15 protein-coding genes are annotated in these 15,285 nt (G+C 70.8%); 5 read left to right on the top strand and 10 right to left on the bottom strand.

Translation table 11 applies throughout. The annotated features are described in order from the left end of the window. The first annotated feature begins 245 nt into the window (after positions 1 to 245). The 3 genes from AC5L30_RS01515 (at position 246) to AC5L30_RS01525 (ending at position 5,014) form a co-directional block, all read left to right on the top strand. Positions 246 to 1,298: a GDP-mannose 4,6-dehydratase gene (locus AC5L30_RS01515; protein ID WP_494864710.1), complete on the top strand. Its 1,053-nt coding sequence runs from the start codon at positions 246 to 248 to the stop codon at positions 1,296 to 1,298. 124 nt (positions 1,299 to 1,422) lie between these two features. Beyond that, entirely contained in the window at positions 1,423 to 3,810 is a 2,388-nt protein-coding gene (locus tag AC5L30_RS01520) for a glycoside hydrolase family 99 protein (protein WP_494864712.1), read from the top strand. A 415-nt stretch (positions 3,811 to 4,225) separates the two neighbouring features. After that, entirely contained in the window at positions 4,226 to 5,014 is a 789-nt protein-coding gene (locus tag AC5L30_RS01525) for an LPXTG cell wall anchor domain-containing protein (protein ID WP_494864714.1), read from the top strand. An 85-nt stretch (positions 5,015 to 5,099) separates the two neighbouring features. On the opposite strand, the gene AC5L30_RS01530 is transcribed toward AC5L30_RS01525, so the two are convergent. The 3 genes from AC5L30_RS01530 to AC5L30_RS01540 are packed head-to-tail and all read right to left on the bottom strand — an operon-like array spanning position 5,100 to position 6,676. Then, on the bottom strand, positions 5,100 to 6,014 hold the full coding sequence (locus tag AC5L30_RS01530; RefSeq protein WP_494864716.1) for a metallophosphoesterase family protein: 915 nt from the start codon (positions 6,012 to 6,014) through the stop codon (positions 5,100 to 5,102). 60 nt (positions 6,015 to 6,074) lie between these two features. After that, positions 6,075 to 6,362 carry a hypothetical protein gene (locus AC5L30_RS01535; RefSeq protein WP_494864718.1) on the bottom strand — a complete coding sequence of 96 codons (288 nt, stop codon included), beginning with the start codon at positions 6,360 to 6,362 and terminating at the stop codon, positions 6,075 to 6,077. After that, positions 6,356 to 6,676, bottom strand: coding sequence for a hypothetical protein (locus tag AC5L30_RS01540; protein ID WP_494864720.1), 321 nt, complete (start codon positions 6,674 to 6,676; stop codon positions 6,356 to 6,358). The genes AC5L30_RS01535 and AC5L30_RS01540 overlap by 7 nt, the downstream gene beginning before the upstream one ends. Positions 6,677 to 6,844: 168 nt before the next feature. On the opposite strand from AC5L30_RS01540, the gene AC5L30_RS01545 reads away from it, so the two are divergent. Then, positions 6,845 to 7,696: an alpha/beta fold hydrolase gene (locus AC5L30_RS01545; protein ID WP_494864722.1), complete on the top strand. Its 852-nt coding sequence runs from the start codon at positions 6,845 to 6,847 to the stop codon at positions 7,694 to 7,696. A 91-nt stretch (positions 7,697 to 7,787) separates the two neighbouring features. Here the strand turns inward: AC5L30_RS01545 and AC5L30_RS01550 are convergent, their stop codons facing one another. The 6 genes from AC5L30_RS01550 to AC5L30_RS01575 are packed head-to-tail and all read right to left on the bottom strand — an operon-like array spanning position 7,788 to position 13,406. Next, the gene (locus AC5L30_RS01550) at positions 7,788 to 8,804 is read right to left on the bottom strand and encodes a methyltransferase (RefSeq protein WP_494864724.1); all 1,017 of its coding nucleotides are present in this window, start codon (positions 8,802 to 8,804) and stop codon (positions 7,788 to 7,790) included. Positions 8,805 to 8,847: 43 nt separating this feature from the next. Next, positions 8,848 to 9,477, bottom strand: a complete 630-nt coding sequence (locus AC5L30_RS01555; RefSeq protein ID WP_494864726.1) for a hypothetical protein — start codon at positions 9,475 to 9,477, stop codon at positions 8,848 to 8,850. Further along, positions 9,474 to 10,880 (bottom strand): selenium-binding family protein, encoded by a 1,407-nt coding sequence (locus AC5L30_RS01560; protein WP_494864728.1) that lies wholly within the window; start codon positions 10,878 to 10,880, stop codon positions 9,474 to 9,476. The genes AC5L30_RS01555 and AC5L30_RS01560 overlap by 4 nt, the downstream gene beginning before the upstream one ends. A gap of 14 nt (positions 10,881 to 10,894) precedes the next feature. Next, positions 10,895 to 11,626, bottom strand: a complete 732-nt coding sequence (locus AC5L30_RS01565; RefSeq protein WP_494864730.1) for an ABC transporter ATP-binding protein — start codon at positions 11,624 to 11,626, stop codon at positions 10,895 to 10,897. Then, the gene (locus AC5L30_RS01570; RefSeq protein ID WP_494864732.1) at positions 11,599 to 12,432 is read right to left on the bottom strand and encodes an ABC transporter permease; all 834 of its coding nucleotides are present in this window, start codon (positions 12,430 to 12,432) and stop codon (positions 11,599 to 11,601) included. The genes AC5L30_RS01565 and AC5L30_RS01570 overlap by 28 nt, the downstream gene beginning before the upstream one ends. After that, on the bottom strand, positions 12,429 to 13,406 hold the full coding sequence (locus AC5L30_RS01575) for an aliphatic sulfonate ABC transporter substrate-binding protein (protein ID WP_494864734.1): 978 nt from the start codon (positions 13,404 to 13,406) through the stop codon (positions 12,429 to 12,431). The genes AC5L30_RS01570 and AC5L30_RS01575 overlap by 4 nt, the downstream gene beginning before the upstream one ends. A gap of 177 nt (positions 13,407 to 13,583) precedes the next feature. Here AC5L30_RS01575 and AC5L30_RS01580 point away from each other — a divergent pair, with 177 nt between their 5' ends. Further along, complete coding sequence (locus AC5L30_RS01580; protein ID WP_494864736.1) at positions 13,584 to 14,759, top strand: LLM class flavin-dependent oxidoreductase; 1,176 nt, start codon at positions 13,584 to 13,586, stop codon at positions 14,757 to 14,759. Positions 14,760 to 14,791: 32 nt separating this feature from the next. Here AC5L30_RS01580 and AC5L30_RS01585 read toward each other — a convergent pair whose 3' ends face one another. Next, positions 14,792 to 15,196 (bottom strand): hypothetical protein, encoded by a 405-nt coding sequence (locus AC5L30_RS01585; protein WP_494864738.1) that lies wholly within the window; start codon positions 15,194 to 15,196, stop codon positions 14,792 to 14,794. Between the last annotated feature and the right edge of the window lie 89 nt (positions 15,197 to 15,285).

A 15,285-nucleotide genomic window follows, 5' to 3' on the forward strand; every position in this document is an offset into this window, starting at 1 on the left:
CCGTCCTCCCTCTCCGTCCGGTGCTCCCAGGGCATGCCGGTGGACACCCCCGGGAAGAAGATACTAGCGATAAGGGTTGAACAGTGATGAATAGGTGAAATGGGAATATATGTATTAAAACTCGCATATCTACGTAAGGCATTCGGGCTTATCGTCCGTTTAGCGCTCTTTGCTGAGCTACGGTCGTGTGCGGCCGTCTGGTTGCCGCAGCGGGCCGACCGTTCCGTCGTTCGAAGGAGTCCGACATGGAGCTGCCCGTTACCGCCGTCGTTGTCGACCCGCCGACGGACCTGATTCCCGGGCGCGTGCTGGTGACCGGGGGCGCCGGCTTCATCGGCAGTCACGTGGTCGCCCGGCTGATGCTGATGGGCAGTCAGGTCCGGGTGCTCGACAACTTCTCCACCGGGCGGATCGAGAACCTGGCCGACGCCGCGTACGGCGGACTGACCGAGGCGGACGTGGTGTCGGGTGACATCCGTACGCCGGAGGGCGTCGAGGTCATCCACCAGTGGCAGCCGGACGTGGTGGTGCATCTCGCCGCACAGCCGAGCGTTCCCGCGGCCCGCCGCTCACCCCTGTACGACGCCGACGTGAACGTGTTCGGCACCGTCAACGTGCTGGAAGCCTGCGCCCGCGGCGGCGTACGGCTGGTCATCAACGCGTCCAGCAGCGCCATCTTCGGCAGCGTCGCCGCCCACGAGTTGCCGGTCCGCGAGGACCATCCGATCGCCCCGGTGAGCCCGTACGGCGTCAGCAAGGCCGCCGGTGTGCACTACCTCGACTGGTACGGGCGTCAGCACGGCCTGGCGTACACCTCGATGGTTTTCGGGAATGTCTACGGGCCCCGGCAGGAGGGCAGCGACTGCGGCGTGGTGTCCCTGATGGCCGATGCGCTGCTCGGGGGCCGGCAGGTGGTGATCTACGACGACGGTACGCAGACCCGGGATTTCATCCACGTCAGCGACGTCGCCGAGGCGGTCGCCGTCGCCTGCCACCACCCCGGAGTGGGGATGGTCAACATCGCCTCGGGTCGGCAGACCAGCGTCAACGAGGTGTACGACACGGTCCGGGAGGCGTCCGGCGTCGGCAACGCGGCCCGTTACGAGCCGCTGCCCTGGCCCGGCGAGGTGCGCAACATGGCACTGGACACCAGGAAGGCCCGCGAGCTGCTCGGCTGGTACCCCAAGATCGGCTTCACCGAGGGCGTACGGATGACGGTGCGCGACGCCCGCCGTCGTCAGGCCGGCAGCCAGATCCTGTCCCCGGTGCGGGCGCTGGAGCGGGCCATCAGCCACTGACGACCCAGCGCGTAATTCCCGTCATCTGATCGGGATTTTCATCGATCAGTCTAACTCTTGCGGGTCGGCATCCACTGCTGCCACGATGGCCGTCAATGCCTTCCGTCCCGAAGGAGTGGTCGTCATGGCGGTCTCCCGCCGCAGGTTCGTCACATCGGTGCTGGCCGGGTCCGCCCTCGCCACCGCCTCCACCACCGAGCTGCTCACCAGCATGTCCAGCCCCGCGCACGCCGCCAGCCCTCCGGGGGACGTGGTCGGCAAGGTGACGGTCGGCTACCAGGGCTGGTTCAGCGCCCCGGGCGACGGGGCGCCGATCGGCGGATGGTGGCACTGGGGCCGCGACCGGTTCCAGCCGCCCTCACCCGCCAACACCACCATCGTGTCCTGGCCGGACATGCGCGAGTACACGCGCAGCTATCCCACCGCGTACCCCAACCTGGGCAACGGCCAGCCGGCCACCCTCTTCTCCTCCTACGACCAGCAGACGGTGGACACCCACTTTCGCTGGATGCAGGAGAACGGCTGCGACACCGCCGCGCTGCAACGGTTCAACCCGATGGGCGACGAGGGCCCGACCCGCGACGCGATGACCCAGAAGGTCCGCTCCGCCGCCGAACGGCACAACCGCAAGTTCTACATCATGTACGACGTCACCGACTGGCTGACCTTCCAATCGGAGATCAAGACCGACTGGACGACGAAGATGGCCGCGCACACCGCGTCCTCCGCGTACGCCCGGCAGAACGGCAAACCGGTCGTCTGCATCTGGGGATTCGGCTTCAGCGAGCCCAGCCGACCCTTCACCCCCGGGCCCTGCCTGGAGGTCATCAACTGGTTCAAGGCGCAGGGCTGCTACGTCATCGGTGGCGTGCCCACCTGGTGGCGGCAGGGCATCGAGGACTCCCGCCCCGGCTTCCTCGACGTCTACCACGCGTTCCACGCGATCTCGCCGTGGATGGTCTACCGGGCCAGGACTGTCGAAGAGCTCGACTCGTACTACAACAACGTCAACGTCGGCGACATGGCCGACTGTGCGGCGCGCGGTATCGACTACCTGCCCTGCGTGATGCCCGGCGACCTCGCCGGGGGCCACCGCAAACACGGCGACTTCTACTGGCGGCACATCTACAACATGGTCCGACTCGGCTCCCAGGGCCTGTACGTGTCCATGTTCGACGAGTACAACGAGGGCAACCAGATCGCCAAGACGTCCGAAACGCAGGCCACCACCCCGGCCGGCGCGAACATCCGCGCCCTGGACGAGGACGGTGTCGCCTGCTCCGCCGACTATTACCTGCGGATCACCGCCGACGGCGGCCGGATGCTCAAGGGGCAACTCGCGCTCACCCCCGTCCGTCCCACCCCACCGATGGTCGGCACCCCGCCACCGGTCACCGGAAACCTGGCCGCCGGCCGACCCACCTCGGCCAGCAGCCAGAACGGCCCGTTCCCGGCGTCGAACGCGGTGGACTCCGACACCGGCAGCTACTGGGAGAGCGGCGGAGGCTCCTTCCCGCACTGGTGGCAGGTCGACCTCGGCGCCAGCCACCAGGTCAACAAGCTCGTGCTGCGGCTGCCCGCAGGCTGGGGCGCGCGCACCCAGACCATCACCGTGCAGGGCAGCGTCAACGGCAGTACCTTCGCCACCATCGCCGCGGCCTCCGCGTTCACCTTCGACCCGGCGACCGGCAACACCGTCACCCGCACGCTGACGACCACCACGGCCCGCTACGTCCGCCTCAGCATCGGCGGCAACACCGGCTGGCCGGCCGCCCAACTCGCCCAGGTCGAGGTGTACGCCGGGACCACCGTCCCGGACAACCCGCCGACCGCGCCGAGCGGCCTCACGGTCACCGGCAAGACGTCGACAAGTGTGTCGCTGGCCTGGACGGCCTCCACCGACGACACGGGGGTCACCGGTTACCAGGTACGCCAGGGCGGCACTGTGGTCGCCACCGTCACGGGAACCACGGCGACAGTGAGCGGACTCAGCCCGTCCACCGCGTACACCTTCACCGTCACGGCGCGCGACGCGGCCGGCAACACCTCCGGCGCGTCCTCGGCGGTCACCGTCACCACGGACGCCGCGGCCAACGCGGACCTCGCCCGGGGGCGGTCCACCACGGCCAGCAGCCACGTCCAGAGCTACGCCTCCGGCAACGTGGTCGACGGTGACGCGAACAGCTACTGGGAGAGCGCCAACAGCGCGTTCCCGCAGTGGGTCCAGGTCGATCTGGGTTCCTCGCGCACGGTCGGGCGGGTGGTGCTGAAGCTGCCGCCGTCGTCGGCGTGGGGGAGTCGGACACAGACCCTCTCGGTGCTGGGCAGCACCGATGGGGGGAGCTTCGGCACGCTGGTCGGAACGGCGGGGCGGACCTTCAACCCGGCCACGGGTAATCAGGTGACGCTCACGTTCACCGCCGCGCAGGCGCGCTACGTGCGGATCTCCGTCACCGGCAACACCGGCTGGCCGGCCGGACAACTGTCGACCCTGGAGGTGTACGCCAGCTGACCGAAGTGTCGGGCGGCCACCGGGCGAGGAGCGGTGGCCGTCCGCCCCCGCGAGCAGCACACCTTTCAGACCAGACGTCCGGCCAGATTGAAACCTGCCGTCGCCCCCGCGTCACTCCTCAATCGGGCACAGGGGCAGGTGGCGCAAGGTCGTGAGCAGCCCACATCTTGTCCGAATTATCCATACTTACGTGTAATGGCCGATAAGGTCAGGCTGCCTTCTCGACGGTCGGGAAGGGTGAATGAGCAGAGGCGAAAACGTGAGACTAACCCGGCGAATTTCTGCCACCGGAGCGATGGCGATCGCCGTCGGTGCGGTAGCACTGTCCAGCGCAGCCCCGGCGCTCGCCGCGCCCGGCGACGCCAGCGCCCGTGGCGTCGTGGTCGACCTGTCCGCAGCCGTGGCCGGCGTTCCGGTGATCACGGCCGACGTGGTCATCGGCAGCGCGACCGCACCCGCCGGCGGCGGAACGGACACCGACACGGCTTTGGCGATCACCATCCCAGGCGCCCTGGGCGTGACAGCCTCGGGCACAGTGGTCGAGGTAAGTGCCACCCGGGGCGAGACGGCATCATCGGCCAACGCCGAGATCGCTGACCTGGCTCTGGCCGTCCTCGGCACGCCCGTAATCGACGCCGAGGTGATCACCGCGGCGGTCAACTGCCCGCAGACCGGCGCGCAGACAGCGGACACCACCTTCACGGGGCTTGAACTGTTCGGCGAGCCGGTAACCCTGGTGCCGAACACCCCCGGCGTCAGTGCAACCGCAGCAGTCACGGTCCCGGGCCTGGTTGGCGCTGCGTTGAACGCGACGCTCACCAACGTCGAAACCGTGACTGAAGACGGTGCTGTCGCCATCGCCGTGCAGGCGACCCTACGGTTGACAGGCACCGTTGTCGGCGGGCCACTGCTGGACATCCCCGTCGGTACCGTCATCCTCGCCGAGGCGCGCTGCGAGCGTCCGCTTGGCCCCTCGCCGACCCCGACGCCGACGCAGCCCACGCCATCGCCGACCCAGCCGACTGCGCCTCCCACGGATGGCCCGACCCAGCCTCCGACGGTCAGCCCCAGCCCGGTCCTTCCCGTGACCGGCGAGGACACGACCCAGCTGTGGTGGCTGTTCGGCATCGGCACCGCGATGGTGACCCTCGGTGGCGCCGCCTCGCTGATCATGCGGCGGCGCCGCACGTCACCGATCGCGTGACGTCAGTCCTCTGAACTAAGTCACCGTGAGGGGTTTCCGGCCACAGGCCGGAAACCCCTCACTGCTTGACCTGGGATGCAGGCGGTCAACATTGGTCAACCTCTGGCGCTGCCGGTCCACCGTCGACGGCCTGGCGACGGCATGATCTTGCTACCGACCGCAGGTCGTCCGCCGGGTGGATGGTGCGCACCGGGTCGGGCACCGGCCCTCGGGGCTGCCACTCGCGGGGGTAGCCGAGGGAAACCTCCTCGAAACGCACCCCGTCATGGAATGTGGCGCGGGGGATGTGCAGGTGCCCGTAGACCACTGTGGCGGCGTCGAAGCGCAGGTGCCAGTCGCTGGTGCGGACGGTGCCGCACCACTGGGCGAACAGCGGGTACCGCAGGATGTCGGTGGGTTCCCGCACCAGCGGGTAGTGGTTGACCAGCACCGTCGGCAGCGCTGGGTCGCGCTCGGCCAGCCGGCGTTCGGTCTCGGCGACCCGGGCCGCGCACCACGCCTCCCGGCTCGGGTACGGGTCGGGGTGCAGCAGCGCCTCGTCGGTGCACACCACCCCGGCCGCGTACGCCAGGTCCAGTGACTCCTGCTGGGTGCGTGCCTCCGGCACCCGGAACGTGTAGTCGTAGAGCACGAAGAGAGGGGTGATGGTGGCCGGGCCGCCGTCGCCGTCCCACACCGGGTACGGGTCCTCCGGGGTGACCACCCCCAGCCGCCGGCACATCCGGACCAGCTCGCGGTAGCGCTCCTCACCGCGCAGCGTGACCGGGTCCCGCGGCGGCGTCCACAGCTCGTGGTTGCCGGGCGCCCAGATGACCCGCGCGAACCGACTGCTCAGTAGCCCGAGCGCCCACTCGATGTCGGCGAACCGGTCGGCGACGTCCCCGGCGACGAGCAGCCAGTCGCCGTCGTTGTCGGGGTGCAGCTCCTGCACGAACGCGCGGTTCTGCGGGTGCCCGACGTGCAGGTCGCTGACAGCCCGTAGTCGGGGCGGAAGGCTCACGCTCCGAGGCTAGGCGGTCGCGGCCCGATCAGGACACCCCTGACCCGCCAGCGGGCACGGTCAGCAGAACCAGCCGTCCTGCACCCAGCCGCGCCGGTTGATGTGCCCGTAGGCGAAGCCGTAGACGTAGCCGCCGCTGCGGGGGCCCTCGACCAGGAACGTCTGACCCTGGTAGAGGGTGCCCATCCAGGCGCCGACGGGCTGGGTGCGGACGAACAGGTCGCTCGCACACACCGTCTCCCGCTCCCCGATCGTGCCGTTGGCGGCCTGCGCGGGGGACGGTAGGGCCACGGTGGCGGCGACGATCCCGGCGACCAGGCCGGCGAGGGCGCGACGTCTGATCACCATGAGTCGTACCCGCCGATGCACTCGGCGCGCAGGTAGCCCCAGTCGTTCGGGCCGAAGTCGAAGGAGGCCGCCCACCCGTTGTAGACCGGGTGCGCCCCGGGGGTGTGACCGATCTTGTTGCCGTAGACCAGGGTGCGCTTGAGGCCGGTGGGCCCGCTGGCCGAGTCGTAGTTGGCGTAGAAGCTGGCGCTCTGGCAGACCACGATGGCGTGCCTCGGCACCACCGGGTCGGCGTGGGCCGGCGTGGCGCCCAGCGCGACCGTGGCCGCTCCGATGGCCAACGCGGCGGCCCTCACCCGCTTTCGTCGAGGCATGCCCACCTCCCGTACGCCGAAACTTTTCTACCGGCGACCCTACCGATGGGGTTGATAAATGTCGATGGGGAGGCGGGCGTGCGAGGTGCCTCGGTGGCCCGCATATCCGGCGACCCGACGGGAAAGCGCGGGGCGTCCGACAGCCCGAGACCGGAGCAGGAGACAAACATGCCTTTCATCACCGTGGGGACGGAAAACTCCGCGCCCATCGATCTGTACTACGAGGATCACGGTTCCGGTAAGCCGGTGGTGCTGATCCACGGCTTCCCGTTCAACGGCGCGACCTGGGAGAAGGTGACCACCCAGCTGCTCAACGCCGGATACCGGACGATTACCTACGATCGGCGCGGTTACGGCAACTCCGCCCAGCCGACGTTCGGGTACGACTACAACACGTTCGCGGCGGACCTGGACGTGCTGATGACCGAGCTGAACCTGAGCGACGTGACCCTGGTCGGTCACTCGATGGGCACCGGCGAGGTCATTCGCTACCTGGGCAACTATGGCTCCCAGCGAGTGAGCCGGGCCGTGGTGCTCAGCCCGCTGCAGCCGATGCTGGCCAAGGCGAGCGACAACCCGGAGGGCGTCGACCGGAGCCTGTTCAAGGGCTTCCAGGACGCCATCATCAAGGACCGGTTCGCCTACCTGACGTCGTTCTGTGACGCGTTCTTCAACCCGGATCAGAACATGGGCAAGCGGGTCAGCGAGGAGGCGTACCGGGCGCACTGGCAGATCGGCGCGACGGCGTCCGCCAAGGGCACCCATGACAGTGTGGACGCCTGGCAGGAGGACTTCCGCCCGGACCTGCCGAAGGTCGACATTCCGGTGTTGATCGTGCAGGGTGACCAGGACCGGGTGCTGCCGTATCCGGTGACCGGTCAGCGGCTCGGGCCGATGATGCCGACCGGCCAGCTCGTCACGCTCAAGGGCGCGCCGCACGGTATCCCGTGGACCCACCCCGACGAGGTCAACAAGGCGATCATGGACTTCATGAAGCAGCCGGCCAAGGCTCGCGCCTGATCCGTCCCGGTAGCCGATCGGACGCCAGCGCCAGCACGGCGCTGCGACACCCGGCCCACGGTTCGCACCGGGGCCGGGTGTCGTCCGGCGCTCAGGCCCGGCGGGCCACCACCGCGCCGTTGGCGCCCGGCGCGTCGAACGGCACGGTCCGCACGTCGACGAAGCCGGCGTCGGTAAGCCAGGCCGCGTACTCGGCGCCCGAGTAGTTCCGGCCGCCCTCGGTCTCGACCAGCATGTTCATCCCCATCAGGGCCGCCTCCGGCGGCCCGGTGCGTTCGTCGTTGAGCAGCAGTTCACAGACGACGATCGCCCCGCCGGGTGGCAACGCCGCGTGGCACCGGGCCAGCAACGCCCGGTTCGTCGGCTCGTCCCAGTCGTGCAGGATCATGCTGAGCAGGATCACGTCGTGACCGTCCGGCAGCGCCGGGTCGGCGAGGAAGTCGCCGCCCACCTCGTCGATCCGCCCGGTCAGGCCGGCCTCCGCGATCCGCTCCCGGGCCCGCACGCAGACATGCGGCAGATCCAGGACCGTCGCCCGCAGCTCGGGCAGACGGCGGCAGAACTCGATCGGGAACGCGCCCGCCCCGCCGCCGACGTCGAGCAGCCGGCGGTGCGCCGAGAAGTCGTACGCGTCGGCCAACGCGCTGGCGGTGAAGCTGGACGTGGAGAACATCGCGTCCCAGAACTGCGCCAGCATCTCCGGGTCGGCGGTGTCGAACATCGACTGTTGGGCCTCCGGGTCCCAGGTCAACGGCCGATCCGTGCGCAGGGCCTCGCCGATGCGGTGCCAGGGCAGGTAGGTGCGCAGGTCCGAGTAGCGGACCTGCGCGCCGAAGTAGTACGGGCGACCCTCGACCAGGAACTGCTCGGCCAACTCGGAGTTGCGGTAACCGTCGCCGGCCTTCTCCAACAAGCCGAGCGACGCGCTGGCGGCCAGCAACAGGTCCGCGGGTCGTTCGGGCAGCCCGAACTCGGCGGCGGCCTGCTCGACGGTCATCGTCCGCCCGCCGGCCAACCGGGTGAACAGGCCGAGTTCGACGCCGACCGCGAGGGTCTTGAACCCCCACACACCGGCCACCAGGCGCATGAGGGGAGTCGGGGTGATCATGCCGACATGGGATCACAGATCTACCCCCTCCACTATGGGCGGTTCACGCCCGCAGCAACGTCACCAACCCCGCGGCCACCAGCACCCCGGCCCAGAGCCGGTCCACGTTGAACCAGGCCCGACGCAGCACGCCGACCCCGAGCACCTGGTAGACCAGCAGCGCCACGGCCAGGGCGACGCCGAGCATGGCCACGGTGTGCACCCCGGCCGCCGCGAGGCCGGAGAGCGCACCCACCGGCGCGGCCGCCAGGTGCCCGGAGTGACCCCCGGGCACCGGCTCGGCCACCAGCACCGGCAACAGCATCAGACCCGCGCCGTGCGCCGACGACATCAGGAACGACCAGGCGGCGAGCTGTGCCGCCGACAGCCGCATCCCCGCCCAGCGGAAGTGCCGCTCGGAGAGCAGCCGCCACAGCCCGAAGGCGACCAGCAGCACACCGCCGACCACCGCGAGGACGCTGCTCGTCGTCACCGACCGGGTCGCGGCGACCAACGCGGCGACGATCGCCACCGAGGCGAGGTGCCCGGCCGCGATCGGCGGCAGGGCGCGCAGCAACGCCAGCCGGCTGCGCTCCTGTAGGCCCCGGGCCACCGCGAACAGCCAACCCATCGCCGGATTCAGACCATGGAACGCGCCGAGCGCGGCGAGCGTCGCCAGGGTGGTGACGGTCACGGATAGCAGTACGAGTCGGAGGAGGCGTCCCCGCCCTGCAACCGGGTCTGGTGCACCCGCAGGCCCCGGAACTCCTCCCCGTGCGGAAAGAACCGCTCGTCCGGGGTGAGCCCACCGGCGTCCACGTCGACGTCGAGCTTGGCCAGCCAGGCGCCCACCCCGTCGGGGTAGAACTGGTCGTCCCACGAGCCGTAGAGCGAGTTGCTGACGTAGACCCGCCGGCCGTCGCGGCTGACCTCCACCATCTGCGGGCCACCGGCCAACGCCTCGTCCGGCGCGGACGGGTGCGCGGTCCGACGGACGATCCCGCCGAGGTGCACCGAACCCGTCTGCACCGGGTGCAGCGGGTCGCTGACGTCGTACTGGCGCAGCTCCCCGGTGCCCCAGCAGGAGACGTAGAGGAACCGGTCGTCGACCGACAGGTCGATGTCGGTCACCAGCGGCGGCACCGCACCGAACGGCTTGAGCAGGTCGGGCAGGTCCGCCGGGTCGGCCGGCTCGGCCGGGATGTCGATCACCTTGGTGACCGCCCAGGCGTCCCCGTCGCGGTGCCACAGCCAGATCGAGGCGGACAGGTCCTCGACGCTGATTACCACCCCGACGAACCCGTACGACTTCGTCGGGTCGTGTGCCGGCCGCAGCTCCAGCGGCATCTGGTACTGGTCGCCGAGGTCGACCCGTTGCACGTGCCGGCGTTTCGCCAGGTCCCAGAAGTGGATGGCGTGCCCGTAGCGTCGGCCCAGCAGCAACTCACCGATGATGCCGTCCTCGATCATCGACGGCGTGCCCCACTCGCTGGTGACCAGCACGTCCTGGGTCAGGTGCCACCACACGTCGTACGCCAGGAACTGCGGGCCCCGGTCGGCCTCCCACGCCCCGCGTACCTCGAACGTGGTGTGGTCGAGGATGGCGATGCCACCCGGGCCCTCCGCGCCGTCCGCGCCACCGAGGGCGGAGAGGTAGATGCCGTCCGGGCCACAGTGCACGGTGTGCGGCCGCGAGTAGCCGGCCCGCTTCGCCAGCTCCTCCGCTCCGATCACCTTGACCAGCTGCGGCTGGCGTGGGTCGGGCTGGGTGTCGAGCACGTGGATGCGGGACGACCGCAGGCCGGGCACGATCAGGTAGCGCCGCTCGACGTGCGGGTGCGGGGCGGTCGGGCAGAGCGCGCTGCTGCACGCGTTCCAGCCGAAGTGGTGCAGCTCGTCACCGAGGTACGGCAGGTCGGTCCAGCCGACGACCCGGCCGTAGTCGGGGGAGTCGGGGTCGGTGTCCAGCACCACGATGGCGTCCGGACGGCTGGCCGTCCGGTCGAAGGCCGCCACGTAGGCGAGCTTCTCCGCCGGCGCGGTCACCGCCTCCCGGGGCGAGGGGTAGAACGTGGGGTCGGGGGTCCAGCGGGTCATCACAGCTCCGCTCGTCAGGTGGTGGGAACGCCGAGTCGGTCGAGCAGGTGGCGGCGCAGCGCGCCGAAGGCCGGGTCGTCCGGCGTACGGGTGGGGCCGAGGTCGACGGCGAGTTCCGCGGCGATGCGGCCCTCGTCGAGGAGCAGGATCCGGTCGGCGAGCAGCAGCGCCTCCTCCACGTCGTGCGTGACCAGCAGGGCGGCGAAGCCGTGCTCGGCGCGCAGCCGCCGCAGCAGGATCTGCATCCGCAGTCGGGTCAGCGCGTCCAGGGCGCCGAACGGCTCGTCGAGCAGCAGCAGGTCCGGTTCGCGGACCAGGGCCCGCGCCACGGCCACCCGCTGCGCCTGCCCACCGGACAACTCGGCCGGCCAGGCGCGATGCCGCTCGGCGAGCCCGACCTCGGCCAGCGCCCGGCGGATCCGCCCCGGGCCGTCCGCGCCGGACAGCCCGAGCCCCACGTTCTCCGCCACGCGTTTCCAGGGCAGCAACCGGTGCTCCTGAAAGACCACGGCGGCGGTGCCGTGCACGACGCTCGTCCCGCTGGCCTCACCGTCCAACCCGGCGAGAATCCGCAGCAGCGTGCTCTTGCCGGAACCGCTGCCACCCAGCAGGGCCACCACCTCGCCGCGGGCGATGGTCAGGTCGACCCCGGCCAGCACGACCGTCGGCCCGAACGCCCGGCGCACCGCGTGGGCGGTCAGCACCGGCTCGGCGCCGTTCAGGTGGCCCGCAGTCCGCGACGCCATGTCAACATCCTCCTCTCCAGGACGCGCAACGCAAGGTCGGATATCAGCCCGAGCAGGGCGTAGACGAGCAGGCCGAGCACCACCACGTCGGTCTGGCTGAACTCCCGCGCCTCCATCATCAGGAAGCCGATCCCGGTCTGGGCGTTGACCTGCTCGCCGACGACCAGGCTGAGCCAGGCCGCCCCGATCGCCAGCCGCAGGCCGAGGAAGAGGGACGGCAGCGCCCCGGGCAGCACCACGTGGCGCAGTCGGGCGGCCTGCCCCAGACCACAGGTACGGGCCGCCTCCACCAGCCGCTCGTCGATGTCCCGGATGCCGGCGTAGGTGTTGAAGTAGATAGGGAAGAACGCGCCCAGAGCCACCAGGCTGATCTTGAGTGATTCGCCGATGCCGACCCAGATGATCAGCAACGGGACCAGCCCGAGGTGCGGCAGCATCCGGGCCATCTGCACCGGCGGGTCGACCAGGTCGTCACCGAGGCGCAGCAGCCCGGCCACGGTGCCCAGGGCCAGGGCCAGCAGACCGCCGATCAGTAGGCCCGCCCCGGCCCGGGTGAGGGAATCCAGTAGGTGGATGCCGAGTGTTCCGTCCCGGCTCAAACGCCAGCCGGTGGCCAGCACGTCGCTGGGCGCGGGCAGCTTCTCGGCCGCCAGCAGCCCGGTCCGTGCGGCCAACTCCCAGCCCAGCACCAGCACCAGCGGGCTCACCACCCGCCGCCAGCGCCGGGCCGGCCGCTGACGACGGGGTACGACCGGCGCCGCCGCCGTGACCTCGTCGGGCGCCTCGATGAGCGTCGTACGACTCACTGGAACACCTCGTTGAACCGACCGTCGACCCGGGATCGGAGGTCGACCGGCCCCGGGATGAGTTCCAACGCGATGAAGCCGTCGGTGATCGCCTGAAGCTCGTCGCCGATCGCCGGGGTGACCGGGGCGAGGGGTCTGGCGCTGCGGGCCAGGGCGCGGCTGGTGACGTCCTGCGGGATCTTCAGCTCCGGCGCGAGGGTGCTGGCTCGCTCCTCCGGGTGGGCGATGCCCCAGTCGGTCACCTCCCGGTAGCGCTGGAGGAACGCCCGGATCTCGTCCGACCGCTTGTCGACCGCCTGCGGCGCGGCCAGGACGTACTCGCGGTTGCTGGCCAGGCCGGTCGCGTCGGCGAGCACCTGGACCCCCGGTTGCTCGGCCAGGGCGAAGTACGGATCCCAGATCACCCAGGCGTCGATCTGGCCACCGTCGAACGCGGGCCGCCCCTCGGCGGGCTTGAGGTACTTGACCTGGATGTCCTTCAGGGTCATGTTGTTCGCCTCCAGCAGCCGGACCAGCAGCCAGTGCACGTTGGACCCCTTGTTGAGGGCCACCGTCCTGCCCCGGAGATCGGCGAAGCTGCGGTAGCCCCGGTCGGCCTTGACCAGCACGGCCTCACCCTGCGGAATCGGCGCCGAGGTGCCGATGATGGAGAACGGGATCTTCCCGGCGGCGGCGAAGACGGGCGGCGCCTCGCCGACCTGTCCGATGTCGATGGAGCCGGCCTTGAGCGCCTCGGTGAGCGCCGGGCCGCTCTCGAACAGCGACCACTCCACATCCGGTGCGGCGCCGCGGGCCTTGACCAGGCTCAGCCCACCGAAGCGCTGGTAGCCGATCCGGAGCTTGCCCTTGGTGCCGCCCGCATCGGCGGGCCCGCCACACGCGCTCACCGCCACCGTGGCGAGCAGCGCCACGGTGGTGAGCGCGGCCGTCAGGAGGCGGCGATGCGGGGGGCGGCGCGTCAACGGGGTGTGCATGGCGGCTCCTCGGGTCGGGGCAGGCGGACAGCGGCGCATCGACAGGTGTCGGCGCCGGAAGTAGCCTACTAACCCGATAGGTTTTATGGGTAGGCTGTCGTCGGGATCGTCCCACCCCTCAGGAGGTACCCGCCTCGCCGCGTGCGCCGACCGCCCCCGCTGGAGGAAAGAGCCCCGATGACCCTCACCTTCCACTGGTTCCTGCCCACCAACGGCGACAGCCGGGACATCGTCGGCGGCGGACACGGCGTGCCGACCGGTGCCGCCGGAGGCGCCCGCCCGGCCAGCGTGGCGTACCTCGGGCAGATCGCCCGCAGCGCCGAGCAACTCGGCTTCGTCGGCGCGCTCACCCCCACCGGCGCCTGGTGCGAGGACGCCTGGCTCAGCACCGCGATGCTCACCGAGGTGACCGAGCGACTCAAGTTCCTGGTCGCCTTCCGGCCCGGGCTGCTGGCCCCCACGCTCGCCGCCCAGATGGCCTCGACCTTCCAGCGGCTGTCCCAGGGCCGGCTGCTGCTCAACGTGGTCACCGGCGGCGAGTCACAGGAGCAGCGGGCCTACGGCGACTTCCTGGACAAGGACGCCCGGTACGCGCGCGCCGACGAGTTCCTGCACGTGGTACGCGCGCTGTGGCGCGGCGAGACCGTCGACCACGACGGCACCCACGTCCGCGTCGAACAGGCGCGACTGCACCGGCTGCCCGACCCGGTGCCGCCGGTCTACTTCGGTGGGTCCTCCGCCGCCGCTTTGCCGGTGGCGGTGCGGCACAGCGACGTCTACCTCACCTGGGGCGAGCCGCCGGCCCTGGTCGCCGACAAACTGGAGCGGGTCCGGGCGCTGGCCGCCCGCGCCGGGCGGGAGCTGCGCTTCGGCGTCCGGCTGCACGTCATCGTGCGGGACACCGCCGAGCATGCCTGGGCGCAGGCCCAGCGCCTGCTCGACGGGGTCTCCGAGACCGACATCCGGGCTGTGCAGGAGGGGCTGCGCCGCAGCGAGTCCGAGGGGCAGCGTCGGATGCTCGACCTGCACGGTGGTTCCCGCGACGGCCTGGAGGTCGCCCCCAACCTGTGGGCGGGGGTCGGGCTGGTCCGTGGCGGGGCCGGCACCGCGCTGGTGGGCAGCCACGCCGAGGTCGCCGACCGGATCGCGGAATACCACGCGCTCGGCATCGACGAGTTCATCCTCTCCGGCTACCCGCACCTGGAGGAGGCGTACTGGTTCGGTGAGGGCGTGCTGCCGATCCTGCGCGACCGAGGGCTGTGGCGACACCCCGACGGCCCGCGGGGCACGGCGGACCACGTCGACGTCCCGTTCGCCGGTGCGCCCGCGCCGCAGCCCGCCGGGGCCCGCTGACCGGGCCCGCCCGGCCCCGACAGCCGCCGCGGTCAGGCGGGTCGGCCGGCCATCCGTCGGCCGATCCGCCGCCCGGCGAGGCTCACCAGGGTGCTGCCGACCGCCATCCCGACCAGCACCAGAATTCCCCCGACCGCCCACAACCCGCTGTCGTCGGTCGACGCGGCCCGCCAGGACCAGACCGCCGTGAACGCCACCGTCATCACCGGCGCCACCAGCCACGGGCTGAGCCGCGTCCCGGCGAGTGCGGCCAGCACCACGAGCGTCACCACGCAGCCGATCACCTGCCACGGCTCGTACGGGCCGCTGCTCGCACCGGTCTGCGCGTCGACCGTGTACCGGGTGTCCCAGCCCAGCCAGAGGATCCACGCCCCGACCGTGGCCGCCGCCAGGAACAGAGCACCGAGCAGTGCGCGCGTACCCCTCGTCGCCGTCATCCGGCGATCATCCCCTGCGTCTCCCCGAACCGGAATAAGCACCGGTACCCACCGGCCGGGACAACCCCGTCGAGACTGTTGCCTCGGCC

The sequence above is a fragment of the Micromonospora sp. BQ32 genome (assembly GCF_059358895.1).

Bases quoted from the DNA above. Each gene is read 5' to 3' on its own strand.
- AC5L30_RS01545 (WP_494864722.1), top strand. From the start codon at position 6,845: ATGCCTTTCATCACCGTGGGGACGGAAAACTCCGCGCCCATCGATCTG.
- AC5L30_RS01580 (WP_494864736.1), top strand. From the start codon at position 13,584: ATGACCCTCACCTTCCACTGGTTCCTGCCCACCAACGGCGACAGCCGG.
- AC5L30_RS01550 (WP_494864724.1), bottom strand. From the start codon at position 8,804: ATGATCACCCCGACTCCCCTCATGCGCCTGGTGGCCGGTGTGTGGGGG.
- AC5L30_RS01515 (WP_494864710.1), top strand. From the start codon at position 246: ATGGAGCTGCCCGTTACCGCCGTCGTTGTCGACCCGCCGACGGACCTG.
- AC5L30_RS01520 (WP_494864712.1), top strand. From the start codon at position 1,423: ATGGCGGTCTCCCGCCGCAGGTTCGTCACATCGGTGCTGGCCGGGTCC.
- AC5L30_RS01540 (WP_494864720.1), bottom strand. From the start codon at position 6,676: ATGCCTCGACGAAAGCGGGTGAGGGCCGCCGCGTTGGCCATCGGAGCG.
- AC5L30_RS01560 (WP_494864728.1), bottom strand. From the start codon at position 10,880: ATGACCCGCTGGACCCCCGACCCCACGTTCTACCCCTCGCCCCGGGAG.
- AC5L30_RS01585 (WP_494864738.1), bottom strand. From the start codon at position 15,196: ATGACGGCGACGAGGGGTACGCGCGCACTGCTCGGTGCTCTGTTCCTG.
- AC5L30_RS01565 (WP_494864730.1), bottom strand. From the start codon at position 11,626: ATGGCGTCGCGGACTGCGGGCCACCTGAACGGCGCCGAGCCGGTGCTG.
- AC5L30_RS01535 (WP_494864718.1), bottom strand. From the start codon at position 6,362: ATGGTGATCAGACGTCGCGCCCTCGCCGGCCTGGTCGCCGGGATCGTC.
- AC5L30_RS01575 (WP_494864734.1), bottom strand. From the start codon at position 13,406: ATGCACACCCCGTTGACGCGCCGCCCCCCGCATCGCCGCCTCCTGACG.